At 73.9% G+C, this 23,601-nt stretch carries 14 protein-coding genes and 1 riboswitch; of the genes, 8 read left to right on the top strand and 6 right to left on the bottom strand.

Annotated elements, in window-relative coordinates:
• The first annotated feature begins 45 nt into the window (after window positions 1-45).
• The 3 genes from LOC65_RS10930 to LOC65_RS10920 all read left to right on the top strand — a co-directional run bounded on the left by LOC65_RS10930 (window position 46) and on the right by LOC65_RS10920 (window position 5,080).
• Complete coding sequence (locus LOC65_RS10930) at window positions 46-264, top strand: hypothetical protein (protein ID WP_009858361.1); 219 nt, start codon at window positions 46-48, stop codon at window positions 262-264.
• A 25-nt stretch (window positions 265-289) separates the two neighbouring features.
• Window positions 290-2,824, top strand: coding sequence for a diguanylate cyclase (locus LOC65_RS10925; RefSeq protein ID WP_230247499.1), 2,535 nt, complete (start codon window positions 290-292; stop codon window positions 2,822-2,824).
• 186 nt (window positions 2,825-3,010) lie between these two features.
• Window positions 3,011-5,080, top strand: coding sequence for a bifunctional diguanylate cyclase/phosphodiesterase (locus LOC65_RS10920; protein ID WP_230247498.1), 2,070 nt, complete (start codon window positions 3,011-3,013; stop codon window positions 5,078-5,080).
• A 182-nt stretch (window positions 5,081-5,262) separates the two neighbouring features.
• Here LOC65_RS10920 and LOC65_RS10915 read toward each other — a convergent pair whose 3' ends face one another.
• The 3 genes from LOC65_RS10915 to LOC65_RS10905 form a co-directional block, all read right to left on the bottom strand.
• Window positions 5,263-5,634: a hypothetical protein gene (locus LOC65_RS10915; protein ID WP_009856710.1), complete on the bottom strand. Its 372-nt coding sequence runs from the start codon at window positions 5,632-5,634 to the stop codon at window positions 5,263-5,265.
• Window positions 5,635-5,676: 42 nt separating this feature from the next.
• On the bottom strand, window positions 5,677-7,041 hold the full coding sequence (locus LOC65_RS10910) for a dicarboxylate/amino acid:cation symporter (protein WP_081467604.1): 1,365 nt from the start codon (window positions 7,039-7,041) through the stop codon (window positions 5,677-5,679).
• A 127-nt stretch (window positions 7,042-7,168) separates the two neighbouring features.
• Window positions 7,169-7,477: a hypothetical protein gene (locus tag LOC65_RS10905; protein WP_009856712.1), complete on the bottom strand. Its 309-nt coding sequence runs from the start codon at window positions 7,475-7,477 to the stop codon at window positions 7,169-7,171.
• A gap of 255 nt (window positions 7,478-7,732) precedes the next feature.
• Here LOC65_RS10905 and LOC65_RS10900 point away from each other — a divergent pair, with 255 nt between their 5' ends.
• The 3 genes from LOC65_RS10900 to treZ all read left to right on the top strand — a co-directional run bounded on the left by LOC65_RS10900 (window position 7,733) and on the right by treZ (window position 12,808).
• Window positions 7,733-9,373 (top strand): alpha-D-glucose phosphate-specific phosphoglucomutase, encoded by a 1,641-nt coding sequence (locus tag LOC65_RS10900; RefSeq protein ID WP_230247497.1) that lies wholly within the window; start codon window positions 7,733-7,735, stop codon window positions 9,371-9,373.
• Between the two features lie 11 nt (window positions 9,374-9,384).
• On the top strand, window positions 9,385-10,878 hold the full coding sequence (gene malQ / locus LOC65_RS10895) for a 4-alpha-glucanotransferase (protein WP_164963813.1): 1,494 nt from the start codon (window positions 9,385-9,387) through the stop codon (window positions 10,876-10,878).
• A 178-nt stretch (window positions 10,879-11,056) separates the two neighbouring features.
• A complete protein-coding gene (gene treZ, locus LOC65_RS10890) occupies window positions 11,057-12,808 on the top strand; it encodes a malto-oligosyltrehalose trehalohydrolase (protein ID WP_230247496.1) in 1,752 nt (583 codons plus the stop codon).
• Between the two features lie 30 nt (window positions 12,809-12,838).
• Here treZ and LOC65_RS10885 read toward each other — a convergent pair whose 3' ends face one another.
• The 3 genes from LOC65_RS10885 to LOC65_RS10875 all read right to left on the bottom strand — a co-directional run bounded on the left by LOC65_RS10885 (window position 12,839) and on the right by LOC65_RS10875 (window position 17,382).
• Complete coding sequence (locus tag LOC65_RS10885) at window positions 12,839-15,574, bottom strand: S8 family serine peptidase (protein ID WP_230247495.1); 2,736 nt, start codon at window positions 15,572-15,574, stop codon at window positions 12,839-12,841.
• Window positions 15,575-15,633: 59 nt separating this feature from the next.
• Window positions 15,634-15,720, bottom strand: a riboswitch (cyclic di-GMP riboswitch).
• 150 nt (window positions 15,721-15,870) lie between these two features.
• Complete coding sequence (locus LOC65_RS10880) at window positions 15,871-16,431, bottom strand: NADPH-dependent FMN reductase (protein ID WP_009856717.1); 561 nt, start codon at window positions 16,429-16,431, stop codon at window positions 15,871-15,873.
• Between the two features lie 15 nt (window positions 16,432-16,446).
• Complete coding sequence (locus LOC65_RS10875) at window positions 16,447-17,382, bottom strand: mechanosensitive ion channel family protein (RefSeq protein WP_230247494.1); 936 nt, start codon at window positions 17,380-17,382, stop codon at window positions 16,447-16,449.
• A gap of 156 nt (window positions 17,383-17,538) precedes the next feature.
• On the opposite strand from LOC65_RS10875, the gene LOC65_RS10870 reads away from it, so the two are divergent.
• Together LOC65_RS10870 and LOC65_RS10865 are read left to right on the top strand one after the other, a co-directional pair.
• Window positions 17,539-19,440: an autotransporter assembly complex family protein gene (locus LOC65_RS10870; RefSeq protein ID WP_230247493.1), complete on the top strand. Its 1,902-nt coding sequence runs from the start codon at window positions 17,539-17,541 to the stop codon at window positions 19,438-19,440.
• Between the two features lie 2 nt (window positions 19,441-19,442).
• Window positions 19,443-23,570 carry a translocation/assembly module TamB domain-containing protein gene (locus LOC65_RS10865; protein WP_230247492.1) on the top strand — a complete coding sequence of 1,376 codons (4,128 nt, stop codon included), beginning with the start codon at window positions 19,443-19,445 and terminating at the stop codon, window positions 23,568-23,570.
• Window positions 23,571-23,601 lie beyond the last annotated feature (31 nt).

The raw sequence follows: 23,601 nt of genomic DNA, 5'->3' as shown, positions 1-23,601 counted from the left end.
CAACCCAGTGCCGACAGCGCCCGACCATCCCAAGAAAAGAACGACATGTCGAAGCTGCTTGACCTGATGAGAAAACTCGGAAGCGATGCCGCGCTGAACAGCGAATACGAGAAGGACCCGCAAGCGGTGATCCGCCGTTTCGGCCTGTCGGCGGAGGAAGGCGCGGCGCTGCTGGCGAAGGACTACGAGGCGATCAAGCGCCTCACCGGGCTGAAAGATGGGCAGTACACCATCAACCACACCGTACGCGCCTACGACCAGTAGCCTGACGCGAGCGTCGAGCACCCCCATGCGCCGCTGCCGGTCCGCCGCGGCGCTTTGGCTCGCGCTCGCGGGCCTGCCGGCGTTTGCCAACGGAGCGCTGGAGCCGCAGGTGGCCGAGATCGAGCGCCTGGGCGTTGCCGCCGGCTGGCGCGACACCAACGCGAAGATCCAGGCGTTGTCGCCGCAGCTTCCGGCGCTGAGCCCGGAACAGCGCCAGCGGCTGGAGTTCGTGCGCCTGCGCATGCTGGTGGTGTCGGGCGACGAGCGCCTTGCGATCAACGGCTTCAACGCACTGCTGAAGGAGCCGCTGCCCCCGCCGCTGCGCGCACGAGCGTACGCCACCGCGATCAGCGCGGCAGCGAACGTCGAGGAGTGGACGCAGGCCTTCACATGGCTCGACGAGGCGCTCTCCCATCTGAGCGAGGCGCCGCAAGAGTCCGCCAGCCTGCTGGGCGTCGCCAGCTACCTGCACACGCTGGTCGGGGAGCCCGAGCGGGCGCACGAGCTCGCGATGCGCGCGCTGAACCTGGTCGAAAAGGGCACCGATCAACGCGCCCGATGCGTCGCGCTGAGCGACGTCGCGATGTCCGAGGACCATCGGCACCGCTATCGCGAGGCCGAACGCTGGCGCCGGCGCCAGATCGAGGCCTGCAAGCTCGCGGGCGACAGGATCTTCACCGCCAATGCCAAGTACGGCATCGCGAAGATGGCCGCGGCACAGGGACGCCACGTCGAGGCCGTGGCATGGGCCGAGCAGGCGCTGGCGGACTTCGGCAGTGCCGGCTTCACCGTCGGCGAGTGGACCGCGCGGGTGATGCTCGCCGGCAGCCTGGTCGTGGAGGGCCGCGACCTCGAGCGCGCCGAACGGCTGCTGACCGACACCCTGCGCCACTACCGCGGCCTGAAGCACCAGAACGCGATTGCCGAAACCGAACACCACTTGGCGCTGCTGGCCGAGAAACGCGGCGACCCCGCCGGCGCGCTGGCGCACTACAAGCAGGCCAGCGAGGCGGCCGCGAAAGCCGAGAGCGATGCACGCCAGCGCCGGGTGGCCTTCCTGCAGGTGCAGTTCGACACCCGCCTGAAGGAGCAGCAGATCGCGCTGCTGGAAGCCGAGAAGCAAGTGGCCGCGCTGCAGGTCACCGCCGCGCAGCGCCGGCAGTGGCTGCTGTGGGTCGGCGTCGGCGGGCTGGCGCTGGTCGCGATGCTGCTGACGCTGCTGCTGCGGCGCGCGTTCGTCGAGCGCCGGCGCTACCGCTGGCAGTCCGAGCACGACGGCCTGACCGGCCTCTACAACTACCAGCAGGTGCGCAAGCTCGGCGAGGCGGCGTTCGCCGCGGCACGCCGACGCGGGCAGCCGTTCACCGCGATCGTCGCCGACGTCGACCGCTTCAAGGGTGTCAACGACCACTTCGGGCACGCCGCCGGCGACGCGGCGCTGCGTTCGCTGGGCGGGTGGATCGCCGAGGTGGTGGGCGCGCGCGGCATCGCCGGGCGCAGCGGCGGCGACGAGTTCACGATCCTGCTGAAGGACGACGCGGCGCAGGCCGAGGCGCTGCTGCGGCAGCTGCGCGAGCGCATCGAGCCGATCGAGGTGTTCGGCAAGACCGTGCACTTCAGCATCAGCTCCGGCGTCTGCGAAGCCGGCGAGGGCATCGAGACCTTGGAACAGCTGGTGCACGAGGCCGACCAAGCCCTGTATCGCGCCAAGCACAGCGGGCGCAACCGCATCGTGCGTGCCGGCGGCGACGAGCCCCCCAAGAGCCGGCAGGCCGGCCTGGTGGTGGTGGGCAGCGGCATCGATTTCGGCCGCCACGCCAGCGAGCGCTGCCTGTCCGAGATCCGCGAGGCCGAGGTCGTGTTCTGCCTGGTGAATCCGGTCGCGCTGGCGATGATCTGCAGTTTCCGTCCGGACGCGATCAACCTCGGCGTGCACTACGCCCCCGGCAAGGACCGGCGTGAGACCTACCGCGAGATCGACGACCGGATCATGGCCGAGGTTCGTGCCGGCCGGCGCGTCTGCGCGGTGTTCTACGGCCACCCGGGCGTGTTCGCCGACGTGCCGCATCGCGTGGTGCGCCAGGCGCGTGCCGAAGGCATCCCGGCGCGCATGGAGCCGGGCATCTCGGCCGAGGCCTGCCTGTACGCGGACCTCGGGCTGGACCCGGGCCGGCGTGGCGTGCAGTCGATGGAGGCCACCCATCTGATGGTCTACGACCGCCAGCTCGACAGCGCCGGCCTGGTGCTGCTGTGGCAGGTGGCCCTGGCCGGCGACCTGAGCTGCACGCGTTTCCACGCCGAGCGCGACGGGCTGAAGGCGCTGGTGGACCGGCTGCTGTGCTGGTATCCGCCGGAGCACGAGGTCATCCTGTACGAGGCGGCGTGGCTGCCGATCGAGCAGCCGCGCATCGAGCGCCTGGCCTTGCGCGACCTGCCCGACGCGCGGTATGCCGAGTACACGACGCTGGTGATCCCGCCGCTGGGCCCGCTCGAACCGGCCCCGGCCGTCATGACGTCCGAGCCGCGCGCAACCGCGGACAGCCCCACCGAGGCCTGCTGAGCACGCGGCGCCGGCCGCCGCGGCCGTGCCGCCCGGCCGGCCGATCCCGTGCAGAAGTCACTGCGCCCCGCGGCGCGCGCGGCGCCGCGCCGCGCCGCGCGGCGTGCCGCACGGGATGATCCGGGGTCGCCGGGCGCCGAGGGTGCCGCGCCGGGCCCCTTTTCTGCGCCGCCCCGCACCCAACCGATGAACGCCCCCGATGCCCCGCCCGGCGCCGGCACGGCCAGCGGCCGGGCCCATGCCCTGCCACTGCGGCTGCTGCTGCGTTTCGCCGATCCGGTCTTCGAGCAGCGCTTCGTGCGCCACTACGTCGCCTATTACTTCCGCTTCGCCCAGGCCAGCCTGGTGCTGGGCCTGGTGCTGGTCATCGGCGACTACCTCGTCGACCTCGTCGTGCACCACGGCGGCGGCGCCAACCTGCTGCGCCTGACGCTGGCCGTGCCGGTGCTGCTGGCCGGGCTCGGCTACTCGCTGCAGCCGCGCTGGCGCCGCCACTGGCAGCCGGTGATGGCCGGCTTCATCGTCACCGCGGCGCTGTGCCTGTTCCTGATGCTGGTGCGCCTGGACGCCGAAGGCGGCGCCGGGCTGACGTCCTGGGTCGGGGTGCTCAACTTCACCTTCCTGCAGTTCTATTGCTTCGTCGTGCTGGGCGTGCAGTTCCGCCACGCGCTGGTCTCGGGCCTGCTGATCCTGGCGGCCTTCGAATACGCGCTGTGGCAGCACGCCGGCCTGCCGGCGCCCGAGGCGGCGTACGGCACCTACCACGTGCTGACGGTCTTCGTGCTGGCCGCTGGCATCGGCTGGTGGCGCGAGTACGTGCTGCGGCGCGAGTTCATGGCACGCGCCGCGCTCGACGACTCGCGCGCCGCCGCCGAGCTGCGGGCCCAGCTGCTGGCGCACTACGACGAGATCACCGGCCTGCCCAACCGCCGCCTGTTCGGGGAGCTGGCCGTCGCGGCGCTGGAGCGCGCGCGCCGCACCGGCAACGGCTGCGCCGTGCTGCACGCCCAGATCGACCGCTTCGGCAGCGTCACCGACGTCTACGGCCGAGGCCAGGGCGACGCGGTGCTGAACGTCGTCGCCCAGCGCGTGCGCACGACGATCCGCGGCGGCGACCTCGCCGCCGTCGGCACGGCAGGCGACGAGTCCGGCGTCGTGGCGCGCCTGGGTGACAACGCCTTCTCGGTGCTCGTCACCGATCTGGACAGCCAGCAGCGCGCCTCGGCGGTGGCGCAGCGGCTGCAGGCGGTGATCGGCCAGGCCATCGAGGTCGACGGCGCGCCGCCGGCGCAGCCGCTGCTGCTGTCGGCCAGCGTCGGCATCGCGATGTTTCCCGGCGACGCGCAGGACGTGGCCGGCCTGATGCGCTGCGCCGAGCTGGCGGCCCGCGCGGCACGGGCGGCCGGCGGTGCGCAGCACGCGTTCTTCGACGCCGAGCTCAACGCCCGCTCGCGCGCGCGGGCGCTGCTGGAAGCCGAGCTGCGCCAGGCCCTGGAGGCCGGCCAGTTCGTGCTGCACTACCAGCCCAAGGTCGACGTGCGCAGCGGGCGCATCGTCGGCGCCGAGGCCCTGGTGCGCTGGCAGCACCCCGGACGCGGCCTCGTCGAGCCGGGGCGCTTCATCCCGCTGGCCGAGGAGATCGGGCTGATCCTGGCGCTGACCGAGCAGGTGCTGCAGGCCGCGTGCAGCAGCCTGCGCCGCTGGGCCGATGCCGGCCGCCGGCCGCTGCCGCTGTCGGTCAACCTGCCGGCCAGCAGCCTCGCCGACCGCCGGTTGCCCGGCCGCCTGGGCGAGCTGATGCGCGCCCACGGCCTGCCCCCGTCCAGCCTGGTGCTGGAACTGACCGAGACGATGCTGATGCACGACGTGGACGCGGCCATCGAGGTGCTGGGCGAGCTGAAGGCGCGCGGCTTCGGGCTCTCGCTGGACGACTTCGGCACCGGCTACTCGTCGCTGAGCCACCTCAAGCGCCTGCCGATGAGCGAGCTGAAGATCGACCGCGCCTTCGTCACCGACGTCGCGCAAGGCGGCCCCGACGCGGCGCTGGCCGTGGCGATCATCACGCTGGGCAAGGAGCTCGGCCTGCAGGTCGTGGCCGAGGGCGTGGAGACGCCGGCGCAGTCGGCCTTCCTGAAGGCGCGGGGCTGCACGCTGCAGCAGGGCTATCTGTTCTCGCGGCCGCTGCCGCGCGAAGACTTCGAGCGCCTGCTCGACGAGGGCTGCGGCCCCCGGGTCGCGCACGCCAGCGCGGCCTGAGCCGGCGCCAGCGGCACCGACGTGAAAACGCCCCGCCACAGGATGTGGCGAGGCGTCGGTGTTGGCATCGGCCATGCCGGGTGACGGGTTCCCGTGAGTCGCCCAGTGTCGCGACCGGTTTCGCACGCCGATGCCGGCATTGTGGGCGGCCCGTGTGTCGGCCGTGTGTCAACGGCGGTCGTTCAGGGCTGCCAGCGGCCGCGCTGGTGCACCAGCACGCGCTCGCCGCGCGTGACCAGCAGCTCGCCCGACTCGGAGACGCGGTAGACGGTGTCGCCGTTGCGGAACTCCCAGCCGATGAAGCGGCAGGGCGTGACGCCGTCGGCGCAGCGCGTGTGCAGCGCGCGGCCGTCCAGCGTGATGCCCAGCCCGCTGCGGCGGCTGACACCGTGGTAGCCGACCTCGGTGCACGCGACCTCGCCCTCCGGGCAGCGCGGCTCGATCGTCACGCGGTAGCCCGGCGTCAGCAGCGTCTGCGCGGACACGCCGACCGCCATGCAGCCCGCCGCGCCGGCGAGCGCGGCGGCGACAGCGGGGCGGTGAAGGCGTTTCATGGCGGGCCGGCGGCACCACTGTAGCGCCGCCGGCCCGGGGCCTCAGCGCTGCGCCGGACGGGCCGACGGCGGCACGGCCATGTGCTCGTCGACGGCGTCGAGCACGGCCTCGGGCTGCTGCGCCTGGGCCACGGTCTCGCCGTCGAGTTGGCGGCGCATGCGTTCGCCGTCCAGGCCGCCGGTCCACTTGGCGACGACCAGCGTCGCGACGCCGTTGCCGATCAGGTTGGTCAGCGCACGCGCCTCGGACATGAAACGGTCGATGCCGAGGATCAGCGCCAGCCCGGCGACCGGCACGTGGCCGACGGCCGACAGCGTGGCCGCCAGCACGATGAAGCCGCTGCCGGTGACGCCGGCGGCGCCCTTGGAGGTCAGCAGCAGCACCAGCAGCAGCGTCAGCTGCTGGGTCAGCGTCATCGGCGTGTCGGTGGCCTGGGCGATGAAGACCGCGGCCATCGTCAGGTAGATCGAGGTGCCGTCGAGGTTGAACGAGTAGCCCGTCGGGATCACCAGGCCGACCACCGACTTGCGCGCGCCCAGGTTCTCCAGCTTGGCCATCATGCGCGGCAGCACCGACTCCGACGACGAGGTGCCGAGCACGATCAGCAGCTCTTCCTTGATGTAGCGGCAGAACTTCCAGACCGAGAAGCCGTGCGCGCGCGCGATGGCGCCGAGCACGACGAAGATGAACAGCAGGCAGGTGGCGTAGAAGGTGGCCATCAGCGCGCCCAGCGAGGCCAGCGTGCCGATGCCGTACTTGCCGATCGTGAACGCCATCGCGCCGAACGCGCCGATCGGCGCGACCTTCATGATGATGCCGACGATGCCGAACAGCACGTGGCTGGTCTTCTCGATGAACTCGAAGACCATCGAGCCGCGGCCGCCGAAACGGTGCAGCGCGAAGCCGAACAGCACCGAGAAGAACAGCACCTGCAGGATCTCGCCCTTGGCGAAGGCGTCGACGACGGTGGTCGGGATCACGTGCAGCAGGAAGTCGACCGTGCCCTCCATCTTGCCGGGGCCGGTGTAGGCCGCCACGGCCGCGGTGTTCAGCGTCGCCGGGTCGACGTGCATGCCGACGCCGGGCTGCACGATGTTGATGATGACCAGGCCGATGACCAGCGCGATCGAGCTGACGATCTCGAAGTACAGCAGGGCCAGGCCACCGGTGCGGCCGACCTGCTTCATGTCTTCCATGCCGGCGATGCCGACGACGACGGTGCAGAAGATGATCGGCGCGATGATCATCTTGATCAGCTTGATGAAGCCGTCGCCCAGCGGCTTCATCGCGGCACCGGTTTCCGGCCAGAAGTGGCCTAATGTGATGCCAACGGCAATTGCAATAAGTACTTGTACGTACAGGGAACGGTAAAAGGGTCGATTAGCGCTGTTCGAATTCACTGACATCTCCCCGCAACGACAACTCGCGCGGAAATGTCATTGTCGCATTAGGGCATTCCCGAATCGTGGAAACCCTGAATGCGACGTTCCTGCGAACGAATGCGCGGGCGGTGGACGCCGCCGGCCGGAAGCCTCAGCGGCAGCGGCAGCCCAGGCGCCGCATCAGCGCGCGGGCTTCGGCGCGGCTGGACTCGGCGTGCTCGCCGCGCAGCACGCCGTGCTCGTCGAAGTGGCGCGCCTCGAGCAGCGGGATCAGCGCCGCCAGTTCGTCCGGCGCGACGCCGACCAGCAGCACCTCGGGCAACCCGGCCAGCGCCTGCTTCAGGCGGCGGGCGATCACGCGGTACTCCAGCGGGTGCAGCAAGGCCTCCCCGCAGTCCATGTCGCCGAGGCGGCGGGCGAGGTCGAGGACGTAGAGACGGCGGGCGGCAAGTGCGGTCATCGGGGCGGGGCCGGGTGGCAGGAGATCGGCCGTTAGGATGGCGCAGCAGGCCCGCCTGCGATCGGTGCAAGAACGGGCGACAAGCCCTTCACTTCGTGCTCAAGCCGCGCGGCGTGTCGCCGCTCGGCACCAACGGGGGACGGCAAGCCCCCGCAGCGGCACCGCATCCCCTCCCGATCGGGGTTCGTCGGGGGGCTGTCACGGCGGATGGCCTGCGCCGCGTTACGCTCACGCACCACGTCCACCCTGCCCGCCATGTTCGTCACGCGCGTCCCCACGACCCCGATCGCCGGCATGAAGCCCGGCACCAGCGGCCTGCGCAAGAAGGTCGCCGAATTCGCCCGCCCGCACTACGTCGAGAACTTCGTGCAGTCGGTGTTCGACGCCGTGCGCCCGCCCGCGGGCTTCGCTGGGCTGACGCTGGTCGTCGGCGGCGACGGCCGCTTCCACAACCGCGAGGCGATCCAGACGGTGATCCGCATGGCCGCGGCCAACGGCTTCGCCCGCGTCGTCGTCGGTGCCGGCGGCATCCTGTCGACGCCGGCGGCGTCCTGCGTGATCCGCGCCCACCAGGCCTTCGGCGGGCTGATCCTGTCGGCCAGCCACAACCCCGGCGGCCCCGACGGCGACTTCGGCATCAAGTTCAACACCGCCAACGGCGGCCCGGCCCCCGAGCGCGTCACCGACACGATCCACGCCCGCACGCTGGCGATCACCGAATACCTGACGGTCGACGCCGACGACCTCGACCTCGACACCCCGGGCACGCGCACGCTGGGTTCGCTGGCCGTCGAGGTCGTCGACCCGGTGGCCGACTACCTGGCACTGATGCAGCGCCTGTTCGACTTCGACGCGCTGCGCGCCTTGTTCGCCGGCGGCTTCCGGCTGCGCTTCGACGCGATGCACGCCGTCACCGGGCCCTACGCGCACGCGATCTTCGAGCGTGAGCTCGGCGCGCCGGCCGGCACGGTGATCCACGGCACGCCGCTGCCCGACTTCGGCGGCCACCACCCCGACCCCAACCTCGTGCACGCCAAGGCGCTGTACGACGAGATGATGGGCGCCGACGCGCCCGACCTCGGCGCCGCCTCCGACGGCGACGGCGACCGCAACCTGATCATCGGCCGCGGCATCTTCGTCTCGCCGTCGGACTCGCTGGCGATGCTGGCGGCCAACGCGCGCTGCGCACCGGCCTACGCCCAGGGCCTGGCCGGCGTCGCGCGCTCGATGCCGACCAGCGCCGCCGTCGACCGTGTCGCCCAGGCGCTGGGCATCCCCTGCCACGAGACGCCCACCGGCTGGAAGTTCTTCGGCAACCTGCTCGACGCCGGCCGCATCACGCTGTGCGGCGAGGAGAGCGCCGGCACCGGCAGCGACCACGTGCGCGAGAAGGACGGCGTCTGGGCCGTGCTGCTGTGGCTGAGCATCCTCGCCAAGCGTCGCCAGAGCGTGCGCGAGATCGCCGAGGCGCACTGGGCCACCTACGGCCGCCACTACTACACCCGCCACGACTACGAGGACGTCGAGGTCGAGGCCGTGCACGGCCTGCTCGACGCGCTGTCCGATCGCCTGCCGCGCCTGCCCGGGCTGACGATCGCCGGCCGCCGCATCGTGCTCGCCGACGACTTCGCCTACACCGACCCGGTCGACGGCAGCGTCTCGCGCCACCAGGGCCTGCGCATCGGTTTCGGCGACGGCTCGCGCATCGTCTACCGGATGTCGGGCACCGGCACCAGCGGCGCGACGCTGCGCGTCTACATCGAACAGTACGAGCCCGACCCGGCACGCCACGGGCTCGATCCGCAGGCGGCGCTGGCGCCGCTGATCACCCTGGCCCGCGACATCGCGGGCATCCCGGCGTGGACCGGCCGCGAAGCGCCGGACGTCATCACCTGAGACCTCTCTCCATGCGTTTTCCCCGTCGCAGCGGCGTGCTGCTGCACCCCACTTCCCTGCCCGGCCCGCACGGCTCGGGCGACTTCGGCGCCGGCGCCTACCACTTCGTCGACTGGCTGGCCGTCGGCGGCCAGAAGCTCTGGCAGATCCTGCCGCTGGGCGGCATCGGCCCGGGCAACTCGCCGTACATGAGCAGCTCGGCCTTCGCCGGCAACGTGCTGCTCGTCGACCTCGACGACCTCGCGCAGCACGGCTGGCTGGAGCCGGGCGAGCTGGCGCCGCCGCCCGGCGCTGACGAGCACCAGGTGAACTTCGAGGCCGTCGTGCCGTTCCGAATGGACCGGCTGGCGCGCGCCGCGGGCCGTTTCGCCGCCTCGGCGAGCGCCGCCGACCGCGCCGACCTGGCCGAGTTCAAGGCCGCCAACGCCGACTGGCTGGACGACTACGCGCTGTTCATGGCGCTGGCCGAAACCCACCCGGGCCGCTGGACCGAGTGGCCGGCGCCGCTGGCGCGGCGCGAGAAGAAGGCCCTGGCCGCGGCGCGCCAGCAGCACGGCGAACGCGTGGACTTCTGGACCTTCTGCCAGTGGCGCTTCTTCCGCCAGTGGGGCCGGCTGCGCGCCTACGCCCACACCCGCGGCGTGCAGATCGTCGGTGACGCGCCGATCTTCATCGCCCACCACAGCGCCGAGGTCTGGGCGCGGCCGGAGCTGTTCATCCTCGATGAACGCGGCGAGCCCAGCGTCATCGCCGGCGTGCCGCCCGACGGCTTCTCGGCCACCGGCCAGCGCTGGGGCAACCCGCTGTACCGCTGGGAGGCGCACGCTGCCGAAGGCTTCGCCTGGTGGATCCAGCGCATCAAACGCGGCTTCGAGCTCGTCGACCTGCTGCGCATCGACCATTTCCGCGGCTTCGCGGCCTACTGGGAGATCCCGGCCAGCGAGCCGACGGCGGTCAACGGCCGCTGGGTGCCGGCACCGGGCGAGGCGCTGTTCGAGGCCATCGCCGCGGCGCTGGGCGAGCTGCCGGTCATCGCCGAGGACCTGGGTGTCATCACGCCCGACGTCGACGCGCTGCGCAAGCGTTTCGCCTTCCCCGGCATGCGCATCCTGCAGTTCGCCTGGGGCGAGGACATCAACGCCGAGCGCCGTTTCCTGCCGCACCGCTACGAGCCCGACACCGTCGTCTACACCGGCACGCACGACAACGACACGACCGTCGGCTGGTACGCCAGCGCCAGCGAGGCCTCGCGCAACCACCTGCGCGAGTACCTGGCCACCGACGGCCGCACGCCACACTGGGACCTGATCCGCTGCGCCTGCGCCAGCATCGCCGACACCGCGATCTACCCGATGCAGGACGTGATGGGCCTGGACGGCCGCCACCGGATGAACTTCCCCGGCACCGGCCGCGGCAACTGGGGCTGGCGCTTCGTCTGGAGCGACGTGCCCTCCGAAGCCGCAACGAGGCTGCACCGCATGGCCCAGCTCTACGACCGGTTATGACGGCCCCCGGCCGCCTGGCGGCCGCCCCCCGAGGGGGCTCCGAGCCCGACCGGGCGACCCGGATCGGGTTCGGCACGCTTGCCTACGCCGCTCCCCCTGAGCGCCTGCGGCGCTCGGTCCCCGAGGGGCTGGCCGCTGCGTGCAGCCTGCGGCGAGAAGTTCCAGTGCAGGACGCACGATGACATTCCCGCCGCTCGGCCGCCTGGGCCACCACCGGCTGGCCGACGGCCGTTCGGCCTTCCGTGTCTTCGCGCCGGAGAAGCTGGCGCTGCGCATCGTCTTCGACGACGGCCGCGCGCCGCTGGTGCTGCACAGCGACGCGCTGGGCTACTGGAGCGCGGCCACCGAGGCGCTGCCGGCCGGCACGCGCTACCGCGTCGAGGTCGACGGCGCCGCCTGGCCCGACCCGGCTTCGCGCCGCCAGCCCGACGGCGTGCACGGGCCGAGCGAGGTCGTCGACATCGCCCCGGCGGCCAGCACCGGCTGGCGCGGCGTCGAGATCGAGGACGCGGTGATCTACGAGCTGCACCTCGGCACCTTCACGCCCGAAGGCACGCTGGCGGCAGCCACCCGGCGCCTGGGCCATCTGGCGGCCCTGGGCGTCAACGTCGTCGAGCTGATGCCGCTGGCGGCCTTCCCCGGCGAACGCAACTGGGGCTACGACGGCGTGCAGCCCTTCGCGCTGCACGCGGCCTACGGCTCGTGGGCCGAGCTGCGGCAGTTCATCGAGCAGGCGCACGCGCTGGGCATCGCGGTGCTGCTGGACGCCGTCTACAACCACTTCGGGCCCGAAGGCAACTACAGCGGCCGGTTCGCGCCCTACACGCGCGCCGCGGCCACGCCCTGGGGCGCGGCGATCAACTTCGATGGCGAGTACGCCTACGGCGTGCGCGAGTACTTCGCCGAGAACCTGCGTTTCTGGATCGAGGACGTCGGCTTCGACGGCGTGCGCCTGGACGCGGCCTCGGAGATCCACGACAACAGCCCGGTGCCCATCGTGCGCGAGCTGAGCGAGCTGGCGCGCGAGATCGGCCGGCGCCAGCGCCGCACCGTGCTGACCATCGCCGAGCACCTGCGCAACAACGCCCGTGTCACCGCCGCCGACGGCCTGGGCTGCGACGCGCAGTGGAACGACGACCTGAACCACGCGCTGGTGGCCTGGCTGACCGGCGAACGCTGGCGCCACTACGCGAGCTTCGGCCGCTTCGAGGACGTGGTCACGGCGCTGGCGCGCGGCTGGGTGCTCGACGGCACGCGGCTGGACCGCTTTCGCCGCCACTTCACCGGCAGCGACCCGGCGTCGACGCTGCCGCGTGAACACGTCGTGCACGTGCAGAACCATGATCAGGTCGGCAACCGCCCCGGCGGCGAACGCCTGGCGGCGCTGGTCGGCCCCGAGCGCGCGCTGCTGGCCGCAGTGGCGATGTTCGCCAGCCCTTTCGTCCCGATGCTGTTCATGGGCGAGGAATGGGGCGAGACGGCGCCCTTCCTGTTCTTCGAGGACTTCGGCGACCGCCGCGTCGTGCGCGGCGTGCGTGCCGGGCGCCGTGCCGAGAACGGCTTCGTGCCGGGTTTCGACCCGCCGGACCCGCACGCGCGCTCCACCTTCCTCGCCTCCAAGCTGCGCTGGCCGCAGGCGGCGACGCCCGAAGGCCGCTTCGTGCTGGAGCGCTACCGCACGCTGATCGCCCTGAAGCGCGCCGGGGACCTGGGCCCACGCGAACGCGGCGCCGTGCAGGTCGCCGGCGACGCGGCGACGAAGCTCGTGCGCCTGGCCGCACCGCGCACCCTGACCTGGCTGAACCTCGGGCCCGACGAGCAGGCCATCGCCGTGCCCGAAGGCTGGACCGAGGTGCTGTGCAGCGCGCCGACACGCACGCCGGGCCGGCTGCCGGGCCATGCGGCGATCGTCTTCCGCGCGGGCGCCTGAGCCCCGGACGGCGGCCGCCGCACGCCGCGATCAGTTGACGACGATCTTCACCGTCGTCGTGGTTGCCGTGCCGCGCGCATCGGCAACGCGCACCGTCACCGCCCAGTTGCCGCGCACCGGCTTGGCCCAGCTCAGGCGGCCGGCCGCGCTCAGCGTCAGGCCGGCCGGCACGCTGCCGCTGAACGCGAAGCTCAGCGCGTCGCCGTCGGGGTCACGCGCCAGCAGCTGGACGGAGAAGGCGAGGTTGGCCGTCGTCGTGATGCTGAGGCTGCCCACCGTCGGCGCGCTGTTGGGCTTGCTGACGACGAGGGTCATCGTCGCCACCGAGGACGCACCGGACGGATCGGTGGCACGCACGCCGACCTTGTAGCTGCCGGCGACCGGCGCTGCCCAGCTCATCAGGCCGGTGCTGCCGATGGTCATGCCCGACGGCACGCCCGAGATCAGCTCGTAGCGCAGCGCATCGCCGTCGGCGTCGCTGGCCGTCACCTGGCCGGTCCATCGGGTGCCGGCCACGGCGGTGTAGCTCTTGGCCGTGACGACCGGCGCGCGATTGGCCGGCTTGACGGTCAGCGCGTAGACGCCCGAGGCCGAGCCGCCGGCGTTCGTCGCCGTGACGCGGATGCCGTAGCTGCCGGCCACCGGGGCCGGCCAGCTCAGCACGCCGGCGCTGCTGATCGTCATCCCCGCGGGCTGGCCGGTGAGCGTGTAGCGGATCGCCACGCCCGACGGCCCGGTGACGCCGGTGGCGGCGCTGAAGGCCGTGCCGACACGGGCGCTGAACGTGCCGCCCGGCACGACCGGCAGCGCGACCTTCTGGGACTTGACGGTCAGCGAGATGGCGCGCTGGCTCGTCTGGCCGAAGGGATCACGCGCGGCGACCGTCAGCGAGTGGCTGCCCAGCACCGGCGCGCTCCAGGTCACGACGCCGGCCGAGGACACCGTCAGCCCGCTCGGGCCGGAGACCAGCGCGAAGCTCAGCGTGTCGCCGTCGCCGTCGGTCGTCGGCAGCGGCTTCGAGTAGGCGGTGCCGGCCATCGCTTCGGGCAGCGAGGCCGGCAGCGTGTCGGGGGCGCTGTTGACGCGCAGCGAAACGGTGTTGCGCGCCGTCACGCCCGACGGCGAGGTCGCGGTCACGGCGAACGAGATCAGCCCGGCGGAAGCCGGCGCGGTGAAGACCAGCGTGTCGGCCGTGCGGCCGGAGACGATCGTCGCCGCGCTCCCGCTGGCCTGCTGCCAGGCGTAGCTGTAGCCGCTTCCCGACGGCACCGCGGCTTTCAGCGTCGCCGACGCGCCACGGGCCACCAGGCCGGCCTGCACGCCGTTGCTGCCGGTCGTGACGCCGGCCGTCGGCGTGATCGTCACCAGCGGCGCGGCCAGCGTCGCCAGCGAGCCCGAGGCGTCCAGCAGGCCGGTGCCGCAGCGGCCGGCGGTGGTGCAGAAGGTGCCCGCCGGGAACGGCCGCGCGCCCGACAGCAGCGCCGAGCGCACCTGCGCCGGCGTCAGCGACGGCGTGTAGGCCAGCAGCAGCGCCGCGGCGGCCGAGACGTGAGGCGTCGCCGCCGAGGTGCCGGCGAAGTAGCGCGCCGGCGTGTAGCCGACGAAGCTGCTGCTGCCATCGACGCCCGAGGCGATCGTCGGCGTCGTGTCGCAGCCGGCGGTGGCCTGGCGGCACTGGCCGCCGCCCGGCGCGGTGATCGCCACCTGCGACGAGTAGTTCGAGTAGCTCGCCAGGTCGCCGGTGGCCGTGGCCGCGGCCACCGCGATGACGCCGCTGCAGCTGGCCGGCGCGTTGATCGTCGCCGCGCCGTCGTTGCCGGCGGCGGCGATGACGACGATCCCGGCCGCGTTGGCCAGGTTGATCGCGTCCTGCATGTAGCTCGGGCAGCTGGTGCCGCCACCCAGGCTCAGGTTGATGACCTTGGGCCGCACCGACGGTGCCGGGATGCCGGCAAAGCTGCGCCCGGCCAGCCAGGCGATCGCGTCCGAGGTATCGGACAGCCAGCCGCCGCACTGGCCGAGCACGCGCACCTGCTGGATGCGCGCACCCGGCGCGGCGCCGGCGATGCCGTAGCCGTTGTCGGCGATGGCCGCGATCTGCGAGGCCACCGCGGTGCCGTGCCAGCTGCTCGCGCTGCCGCTGCTGGGGCAGGCGTCGCCGGGGTCGGTGGGGTCGGCGTCGCGGCCGCTGCCGTCGGCGCCGGTCGTGGTGTCGGAGACGAAGTCGTAGCCGGCGAACTGGCGGCTCTGCAGGTCCGGATGCGCCGTCATGCCGGTGTCGAGCACCGCGACGACGACGTCGTTGCCGGTCGTGTAAGGCCAGGCGGCGACGAAGTTGCCGGCACCGGCCTTGGCCGCGGGCGAGCCCAGCGCCCACTGCATCGAGAAGTAGGTGTCGTTGCTCGTCGCCGCGACGCGCACGTCGGGCTCGGCCGACAGCACTGCCGGGTCCCGTGCCATGCGCAGCGCCATCGCGCGCAGCTCGTGTGCGTCGACGGCGTCGCGGGTCTCGTAGACCGCGGCGCTGGAGCCCGTCGTGCGCAAGGTCTTCAGCCGCACGCCGGCGCGCGTGGCCATCGAGCTGGCACGCTGGGACATCGTCGCGGCCATCGCATCGGGCGACACGCCGGCGGCCTGCACCACCGGCTTGTAGCGCACGACGATGCGGCCGACGTCCTGGGCCCAGGCGCCGCCGGCGCCTGCCGCCAGCAGGCCCACGGCCAGGCCGCGCAGGATGATCGTTCGGGGAGAGACGGGTCGCTGCATCGGCCGCTCGTGACGTTCGGGACACAAAGGCGCGGCCTGACACCCGGGCGACGGCCCGTGACGGCAACCCCGCTGGCGTAGGCGTTGCCGCCCGTAGCCCGGAAGCTTTGCGTCCCCGGCTTTCGCCGGGTTTGCCCATCGGCCGCCTCGCGGCGGCCGGCTCACGGCCCGGGCGACTGCCCGAGCAGGCGGCGCGAGTGTCTCGCGGCCGCGTCCTGCGCGGAAGCCGTCGGCACCAGCGCGTTCAAAAGAACGCGAAAAACGGCGCACATCCGGCGATCACGCCGCGCCGCGCGTCAGGCCGGCGCCTGACGCTCCACCCAGGCCAGGAAGGCGTCGAGCCAGCCCTGGACGAAACGCCGCGTGCGCTCGTCCGCCAGGCTGCCGTCGACGGCGAAGAACCCGTCCCTGGCCTGCAGATAGACCTCGGGCTGGGTCAGCGTCGGCATCGCCAGGTAGGCGAGCACGTTGCGCAGGTGCTGCTGCGCCAGCGCCGTGCCGATGGCGCCGATCGACACGCCGACGACACCGGCCGGCCTGCCGGCCCAGACGCTCTGGCCGTAGGGCCGCGACGCGTGATCCAGCGCGTTCTTCAGCACGCCCGGGATCGAACGGTTGTATTCCGGCGTCACGAAGATCACGCCTCGGCAGGCGGCGATCCGGGCCTTGAAACGGCGCACGGCCTCGGCGGGAGAGGCGTCGTCGTCCTGGTCGTACAGCGGCAGGTCGCCGATCTCGACGATCTCCAGCTGCCAGGGCGCGGGCGCCATCGTCGCCAGCGCCTGCGCCAGACGGCGGTTGAAGGAGTCGCGACGCAGGCTGCCGACGACCAGACCGATGCGGTGGGATTCGCTCATCGAGGACCTCCAGGTTCAGGCATTGGCCGCATCCGGCGCACGCTGGCGGCGGATGCCCAGCGGCAGCGCCGGAGCGCCGCCGTCCTTGCCGGCGCCGGCGTAGACGGTCAGGTGCGGGTACGGGATCTCGATGCCGCGCTCGTCGAAGGACCGCTTGAGCCGGCGCAGGAACTCGCGCCGCACCTCCCACTGGGCCAGCGGCGCGACCTTGAAACGCACGCGCAGCGTCACCGCGCTCTCGTCCCAGCGTTCGACGCCGGCGATCTCCAGGTCCTCGAGGATGCGCGCGGCGAAGCGTTCGTCGGCCCGCAGCCCGGCGGCGACCTCGCGCACCACGGCGCAGACCTCGTCGAGGTCCTCGCGGTAGGCGATGCGCAGATCGGCCACCGAGAACGCGAAGTTGCGGCCGCGGTTGGTCACCGTCGTGATCAGGCTGTTGGGCACGAAGTGCACGTTGCCGTCGTAGTCGCGCAGCCGCACGTGGCGCAGCGTCATGTCCTCGACGAGGCCGCCGATGCCGGCGATCTCGACCACGTCGCCGGTGCGCAGCTGGTCCTCGAACAGGATGAAGAAGCCGGTGAAGTAGTCCTTGACCAGCGACTGCGCGCCGAAGCCGACGGCGATGCCGACGACACCGGCCGCGCCCAGGATCGGCGCCAGCGAGATGCCGACCTCGGCCAGCACCGTCATCGCCGCCAGCGCGCCGACGACGATGCCGATCAGGTAGCGCGCGACGCGGTTGATGGTGTGGGCGCGCCGCACCGCGTCGCCCTCCAGGCGCTGGCTGAAGCGGGCGTTCATCAGCCGCACCAGGCGCTGCAGCAGCCTCGCCGCCAGCCAGGCGGCCAGCAGGATCAGCACGATGCGCAGGCCCGAACGCAGCGGTTCGTTCCAGCGCCCGAAGTCCAGGTCGCTCAATGCGGCAGTCCACGAGAAATCCACGCGGTTCATCCTCCTTGGGGGGTACGCCTCACGCCGGGCGCGAGCCGACTCTACGGGCAGGGCCAAAGCCCCCACCCGTCGGCCGGCCGGCCGCGGCGCCGGCATCACCCGCGCTCACGCGGCCGGCACTTGCCAGGCAGGCCCGGTCGATGAAAGCATTGGGCAATGCCCGACAACGTCCTGCCTGCCCGCGGCCGCCGCCTCCGCAGCCCGGCCCCGTGCAGGCCCCGCGGCGCCGGGCGCGCGGCGCTGCCGGCGGCCTGGCTCGTCTGCCTCGCGCTCGGCGGCTGCGCCGGCCTGGCGCACGAGCCCGCAGACCGGCCGGATGCCCAGGCCACCACCGAGCCGGCCGAGTCGGCGCCGGTGCTGGTGCTGCGCGTGGCGGCCCCCGAGACCGTGCGCGCGCTGCTCGAGCAGCAGCTCGACCTCGCCCGCCTGCCGGCACTGGCCCAGGGCCGGCGGCCCTCGGTTCGCGAGGTCGAACGCCTGATTGCCGCCGCCCCGGAGCAGGTGCAGTCGCTGGTCGAGACCGAAGGCTTCTTCACGCCGACGATCACGATCGAACGCTACCCCGGCGACCCGCCGGTGGTGCTGGTGCGCGTCGAGCCCGGCCCGCGGGCCCGGGTTCGCGGCCTGAAGATCGAGATCAACGGCCCGCTGGCCGAGGCGCGTGCGCTTGGCGAAGCCGAGGCCGTCGACGGCGACGCCGCGCTGCGCGAGGACTGGCCGCTGGACCCCGGCGAGCCGTTCCGCAACGAGGAGTGGGCGGCCGCCAAGCGCTCGGCGCTGGCGCGGCTGCGCGCGCTGGGCTACGCACGCGCCGAATGGGTATCGACGCTGGCCCGCGTGGACGCGACGGCGCACCGCGTCGACCTCGAACTGGTGGCTGACAGCGGGCCGCTGTTTCGCACCGGCGAGCTGCGCATCCGCGGGCTGCAGCGCCAGGACGAGGCCACGGTGCGCAACCTGGCCGGCTTCCGCGCCGGCACGCCGGCCACCGAGAAGCTGCTGCTCGACTTCCAGGAGCGGCTGCAGCGCTCGGGGCTGTTCACCACCGCCTCGGTGCAGCTCGACGCCCGTGCCGAGGACCCCGGCCGGGCGACGATCACCGTGCGCGTGGCCGAACGCGAGATCCAGGAGGCCACCTTCGGCCTCGGCGTCAGTTCCGAGGTCGGGCCGCGCGGCACCGTCGAGCACGTGCACCGCCGCGCCTTCGGCCAGGCGCTGACGGCACGCAACACCTTCGAGCTGGGCCGCGTGCGCCGCTCGTGGACCGGCGAGCTGAGCACCCACCCGCTGCCCGGGCTCTACCGCAACCTCGTCGGCGGCGCCGCCGAGCGCATCGAGTCCTCGACCGACATCGTCTCGTCGGTGCGTGCACGCCTGGGCCGGGCCCAGGAGACGCCGCGCATCGACCGCCTGCTCTACGTCGAGGCCGAACGTTCGGTGCGCCGCCTCGACGACGGCACACGCACCGACGCCGACGCGCTGAGCCTGCACTACCAGGGTGTCTGGCGCCGCGTCGACAACATGCTGCTGCCGACCGAGGGCTGGGTGTTCTCGGGCCAGGTCGGCGGCGGCCGCGCGCGTTCGGACCCCGGCGGCACCGGCCCCTTCGTGCGCGCCTGGGGCCGGCTGGCCGTCTACCAGCCGCTGGGCCGCTGGTACGGCACGCTGCGGCTGGAAGCCGGCGAGGTCTTCGCGCGTGACGACGTACTGCCGCCGGAGTCGCTGCTGTTTCGCGCCGGCGGCGACGGCTCGGTGCGCGGCTACGAGTACCGTTCGCTGGCCCCGACCGACGACGGCATCGTCTCCGGCGGCAAGGTGATGGCCACCGCCAGCGCCGAGATCGCCCGGCCGATCCTGGCGCGCCTGCCGCAGCTCTGGGGCGCGGCCTTCGTCGACGCCGGCCGCGCCGCCGATCGCTGGCAGGGCTACCGACCGGCGGTCGGTTACGGCGTCGGCCTGCGCCTGCGCAGCCCGATCGGCCCGCTGAGCGTCGACGTCGCACGCGGCCACGAGACCGGCAACGTGCGGCTGCACCTGAGCGTCGGCGTGACCTTCTGACGATGACCGGACCCGCCTCTTCCACCACCAACGCCGCCAACGGCGCGCCGCCGCGACGCCGCCTCGCCGCGTGGCTGGCCGCCGCCGCCGCGCTCACCGTCGCCGCCGGGGCCGGCGCGGCCTGGGTCTGGAACACCGAAGCCGGCTGGCGCTGGCTGCTCGCGCGCGTGCCGGGGCTGGAAGTCGACACGATGCAGGGCCGGCCGGTGGCCGGCGGCTTCGCCGTGCGCGAGCTGCGCTGGCAGGATGCCGACGGCGCCCGGCTGCGCGTCGAGAACCTCGCCTGGCGGGATCTGTCGTGGCGCTGGCGGCCGCACGCCGGCGCCTGGGCGGGCATCGTGCTCGACACGCCGAGCGCGTCGCGCGTCGAATGGACCGCCGGCACGGCCGCACCCGAGCCGGCACCGGCGCGGCGCCGCGCGCCCGAGGACCTGCGCCTGCCGCTGGCGCTGGAGATCCGCTCGCTGGCCGTCGGCGCGCTCGAGATCGGCGGCGCGCCACCGCTGTCCGACCTGCGCGCCGACCTCGCGCTCGGCGCCGAAGGCGGCACGCTGCACCGCTTGGGACGGCTCGAACTCGCCTGGCCCGGTGGCCGCGCACGCGCCAGCGCCAGCGTCGGCACCGACGGCGAACGCCGCGTGCAGGCCCGCGTCGACGCCGCCGCCGCGCCCGGCGCCGCCCTGCCCTGGACCGCGGCGCTGGACGCCAGCGGCAGCATCGCCCGGCTGCAGCTGGCGGCCACGCTGGCCGGCGACGGCGGCGCGCGGCTGGACGCGAAGGCCGCCGTCGCGCCGTTCGCGCCGTGGCCGCTGGAGTCGCTGCAGGCCTCGACGCGTGCGCTCGACCTCGCCCAGCTCGCGCCGGCGCTGCCGTCGACGCGCCTGGAGGGGCGCATCATCGTCGACAGCCAGGGCCGCGACGTGCCGGTCAACGCCGACCTTGAGCTGCGCAACAGCCGCCCCGGCGCCTGGGACGCCGGGCAGCTGCCGCTGGCCTCGCTGGTGGCCAGGATCGCCGGCCGGCTGGACGGCCCCCGCCGCATCGAACTGCAGGCCTTCGACGCCCGCCTGGCCGGCGAGCGGCCCGCGGGCCGGCTGCAGGGCCGCGGCCACTGGGAGGGCGACACGCTGGATCTGGCGCTGGCGCTGGAGGCACTGCGGCCGGGCGAGCTGGACCGGCGGCTGCCGGCGATGACGCTGGGCGGCCCGCTGACGCTGCGCCTGAGCGGCCTGCCCGGCGCCGCCACGCCGCCGGCGGCGCTGGACGCCGTCGCCAAGGCCGAGCTCTCCGGCCGCCTGGACACGCCGCGCGGCCGGCCGGTGACGCTGGCGCTGGACGCCTCCTGGCGCCAGCCGCAGGACGGCACGTTGCAGGCCGGGCTCCAGCGGCTGCTCGTCGCCGCCGGCGACGCCCGGCTCGAAGCCAGCGCCAGCGTGGCGCGCGACGCCGCGGCCGTCTGGCGCCTGCGCAGCCGCGGCGAGCTGTCGCGCCTGGACCCGTCGGCCTGGTGGCGCGGCGCCGACGGTTCGCCGTGGCGGCGCGGCCCGCACGCGCTGAACGGGCGCTGGAACGCCGACCTCGGGCTGCCGCAGTCGGCGCTGGCCCAGCCGCTGCCCACGCTGCTGGCGGCGCTGGCCGGCGAGGCCCGCGCCGAGCTGCGCGACAGCGTGCTGGCCGGTGTCGCGCTGCAGGCCGGCGCCACGCTGAAGGGCGACGGCCGCGCCGCCCAGGCCGACGCCGAGCTGAACGCCGCCGGCAACCGCGCCACGCTGGCGCTGCGCAGCGGCGCGCGCGACGCTGCGCGGCTGGTCGTCGAGGCCGGCTCGCCGCAGGCGCTGGCCCCGCTGGCCGGGCTGGTGCCGGGCGCGGCCGCGTGGTGGCCCAGCGCCGGCACGCTGGCGCTGGACGCCCGCGCCGACGGCCGCTGGCCGGCGCTGCGCACCCAGGGCACGCTCGCCGCGGCCGGGCTGCGCTCGCCGGCCTACACGCTGCAGCAGGCCGACGCACGCTGGAACGGCTCGACCGGCAGCCGCGACGCACCGCTGGAACTCGCGCTGCAGGCCCGCGGCCTGGCGCGCGGCGAGCAGCGGCTGGAACGCCTGGACGCCAGCGTCGCCGGCACGCTGGGCAGCCACCGCATCGTGCTGGAGGCGCGCACGCCGCTGCGCCCGCCGGCCTGGACCGACGTCGCGCCGGCGCCGGCCGGCGGCCCGACGACGCTGCGGCTGCAGGCCGGCGGCGCCTGGGTGCCCGAGCGCGCCGGCGGCGGCCGCTGGCGCGCGACGATCGCCGAGCTGTCGGCCGGCGCCGAAGGTGCGACCCCCTGGGTGCTGGCGCGCGACCTGGACTTCGGCGCCGACTTCGCCCCCGACGGCGCGCCGCGCGCGGCCCGCCTGGCGCCCGGCCGGCTGGCCCTGCTGGGCGCCGCGCTGCGCTGGCGCGAAGCCGGCTGGCAGGCGCCGCCGCGCGACGGTGCGCCGTCGCGGCTGCAGCTGGCGGCCGAACTCGAGCCGCTGGCGCTGGCACCGTGGCTGCAGCGCGCCCAGCCCGACGCCGGCTGGAGCGGCGACCTGAAGATCGCCGGCCGCGTCGACATCCGCCGCGCCGAGCGTTTCGACGCCGACATCGTGCTCGAGCGCCACGAAGGCGACCTGTCGGTGGTGCGCGGCAACCTGCCGATCGCCTTCGGCTTCACCGGCCTGCGTTTCGCGCTCGCCGCCCACGACGGCCGCTGGGAAACGACGCAGGCCGTCGTCGGCACGCAGATCGGCGTCATCGCCGGCTCCCAGACCGTGCGCGCCAACCCGGCGCTGGCCTGGCCCGAGCCGCAGGCGCCGGTCGACGGCGTCGTCGAGATGCGCATCCCCGACCTCGACGTCTGGAGCGCCTGGCTGCCGGCCGGCTGGCGGCTGGGCGGCACGCTGTTCACGACGGCACAGGTCGGCGGCACGGCGGCGGCGCCGCAGTTCGGCGGCCGCGTCGAGGGCTCGCGGCTGGAGGTCGGCAACCTGCTGCAGGGCGTCGACCTGGACGACGGCTCGCTGCTGCTGACGCTGCGCGGCGAGGCGCTGCGCCTGGAGCAGCTGCGGCTGCGCGGCGGCGACGGCACGCTGGCCATCGACGGCAGCGCGCGGCTGGGCGCGGCGCCGAGCGCCGAGCTCAGCGTCGTCGCCGAGCGTTTCGAGGCCTTGTCGCGCGTGGACCGGCGCATCGCCGTCAGCGGCCGCGCGACGCTGGGGCTGCGGCCCGACGCGCTGGTGCTCCACGGCAGGTTCGGCGTCGACCGCGGCCGCATCGACATCTCGCGCAGCGAGGCGCCGTCGCTGGACGCCGACGTCGTCGTCGAGAACCGGCCGCCACGCCCGGGACAGCGGCCGGCGCCGCCGGCACCGGGCACACGCGAGCCCTCGGCGCTGATGAAGAACAGCCGCGTCGCGCTGGAGCTGGCGCTCGGCGAGGACCTGCGCCTGACCGGGCGCGGCGTCGACACCGGCCTGACCGGCACGCTGCGCGTGTCGACGCCGCAGGGGCGGCTGGCGATCAACGGGCTGGTGCGCACCGTCGGCGGCCGCTACGCCGCCTACGGCCAGAACCTGGCCATCGAGCGCGGGCTGATCCGTTTCGCCGGCGAGGTGGCGGCGCCGCGGCTGGACATCCTCGCGGTGCGGCCGGACCTGGACGTGCGTGTCGGCGTGACGATCCAGGGCAGCGCGAGCGACCCGCGCGTGCGCCTGTACAGCGAGCCCGAGATGAGCGAGCTGGACAAGCTGTCGTGGCTGGTCACCGGGCGCGCCTCCGAAGGCCTGGGACGCGCCGACACGGCGATCCTGCAGCAGGCGGCGCTGGCGCTGCTGGCCGGCGAGAACGGCGGCCCGTCGACCGGGCTGCTGCAGCGCCTGGGGCTGGACGAGCTGTCGGTCTCGCAGAGCGGCGACGGCGACACGCGCGACACCGTGGTCACGATCGGCAAGCAGCTCAGCGACCGGCTCTACGTCGGCTACGAACGCGGCGTCAACGCCACCGCCGGCTCCTGGCAGCTGATCTACCGCGTCGCGCGGCGTTTCACGGTGCGCGCGCAGACCGGCGACGAGAGCGCCGTCGACGTCATCTGGGCCTGGCGCTGGAACTGAGCGCCGCCGCGCGGCACCGCCGCCGCCACGG

It is taken from the genome of Rubrivivax sp. JA1055, from assembly GCF_020966565.1.
Taxonomy (GTDB): domain Bacteria; phylum Pseudomonadota; class Gammaproteobacteria; order Burkholderiales; family Burkholderiaceae_C; genus Rubrivivax; species Rubrivivax benzoatilyticus.
The sequence above is the reverse complement of the archived record's forward strand: the minus strand, read 5'-3'. Positions and strand labels throughout refer to the sequence as shown.

Coding starts and splice junctions, on each gene's coding strand:
- LOC65_RS10930 (WP_009858361.1), top strand. CDS start 46: ATGTCGAAGCTGCTTGACCTGATGAGAAAACTCGGAAGCGATGCCGCG.
- LOC65_RS10925 (WP_230247499.1), top strand. CDS start 290: ATGCGCCGCTGCCGGTCCGCCGCGGCGCTTTGGCTCGCGCTCGCGGGC.
- LOC65_RS10920 (WP_230247498.1), top strand. CDS start 3,011: ATGAACGCCCCCGATGCCCCGCCCGGCGCCGGCACGGCCAGCGGCCGG.
- LOC65_RS10915 (WP_009856710.1), bottom strand. CDS start 5,634: ATGAAACGCCTTCACCGCCCCGCTGTCGCCGCCGCGCTCGCCGGCGCG.
- LOC65_RS10910 (WP_081467604.1), bottom strand. CDS start 7,041: ATGTCAGTGAATTCGAACAGCGCTAATCGACCCTTTTACCGTTCCCTG.
- LOC65_RS10905 (WP_009856712.1), bottom strand. CDS start 7,477: ATGACCGCACTTGCCGCCCGCCGTCTCTACGTCCTCGACCTCGCCCGC.
- LOC65_RS10900 (WP_230247497.1), top strand. CDS start 7,733: ATGTTCGTCACGCGCGTCCCCACGACCCCGATCGCCGGCATGAAGCCC.
- malQ (WP_164963813.1), top strand. CDS start 9,385: ATGCGTTTTCCCCGTCGCAGCGGCGTGCTGCTGCACCCCACTTCCCTG.
- treZ (WP_230247496.1), top strand. CDS start 11,057: ATGACATTCCCGCCGCTCGGCCGCCTGGGCCACCACCGGCTGGCCGAC.
- LOC65_RS10885 (WP_230247495.1), bottom strand. CDS start 15,574: ATGCAGCGACCCGTCTCTCCCCGAACGATCATCCTGCGCGGCCTGGCC.
- LOC65_RS10880 (WP_009856717.1), bottom strand. CDS start 16,431: ATGAGCGAATCCCACCGCATCGGTCTGGTCGTCGGCAGCCTGCGTCGC.
- LOC65_RS10875 (WP_230247494.1), bottom strand. CDS start 17,382: ATGAACCGCGTGGATTTCTCGTGGACTGCCGCATTGAGCGACCTGGAC.
- LOC65_RS10870 (WP_230247493.1), top strand. CDS start 17,539: ATGCCCGACAACGTCCTGCCTGCCCGCGGCCGCCGCCTCCGCAGCCCG.
- LOC65_RS10865 (WP_230247492.1), top strand. CDS start 19,443: ATGACCGGACCCGCCTCTTCCACCACCAACGCCGCCAACGGCGCGCCG.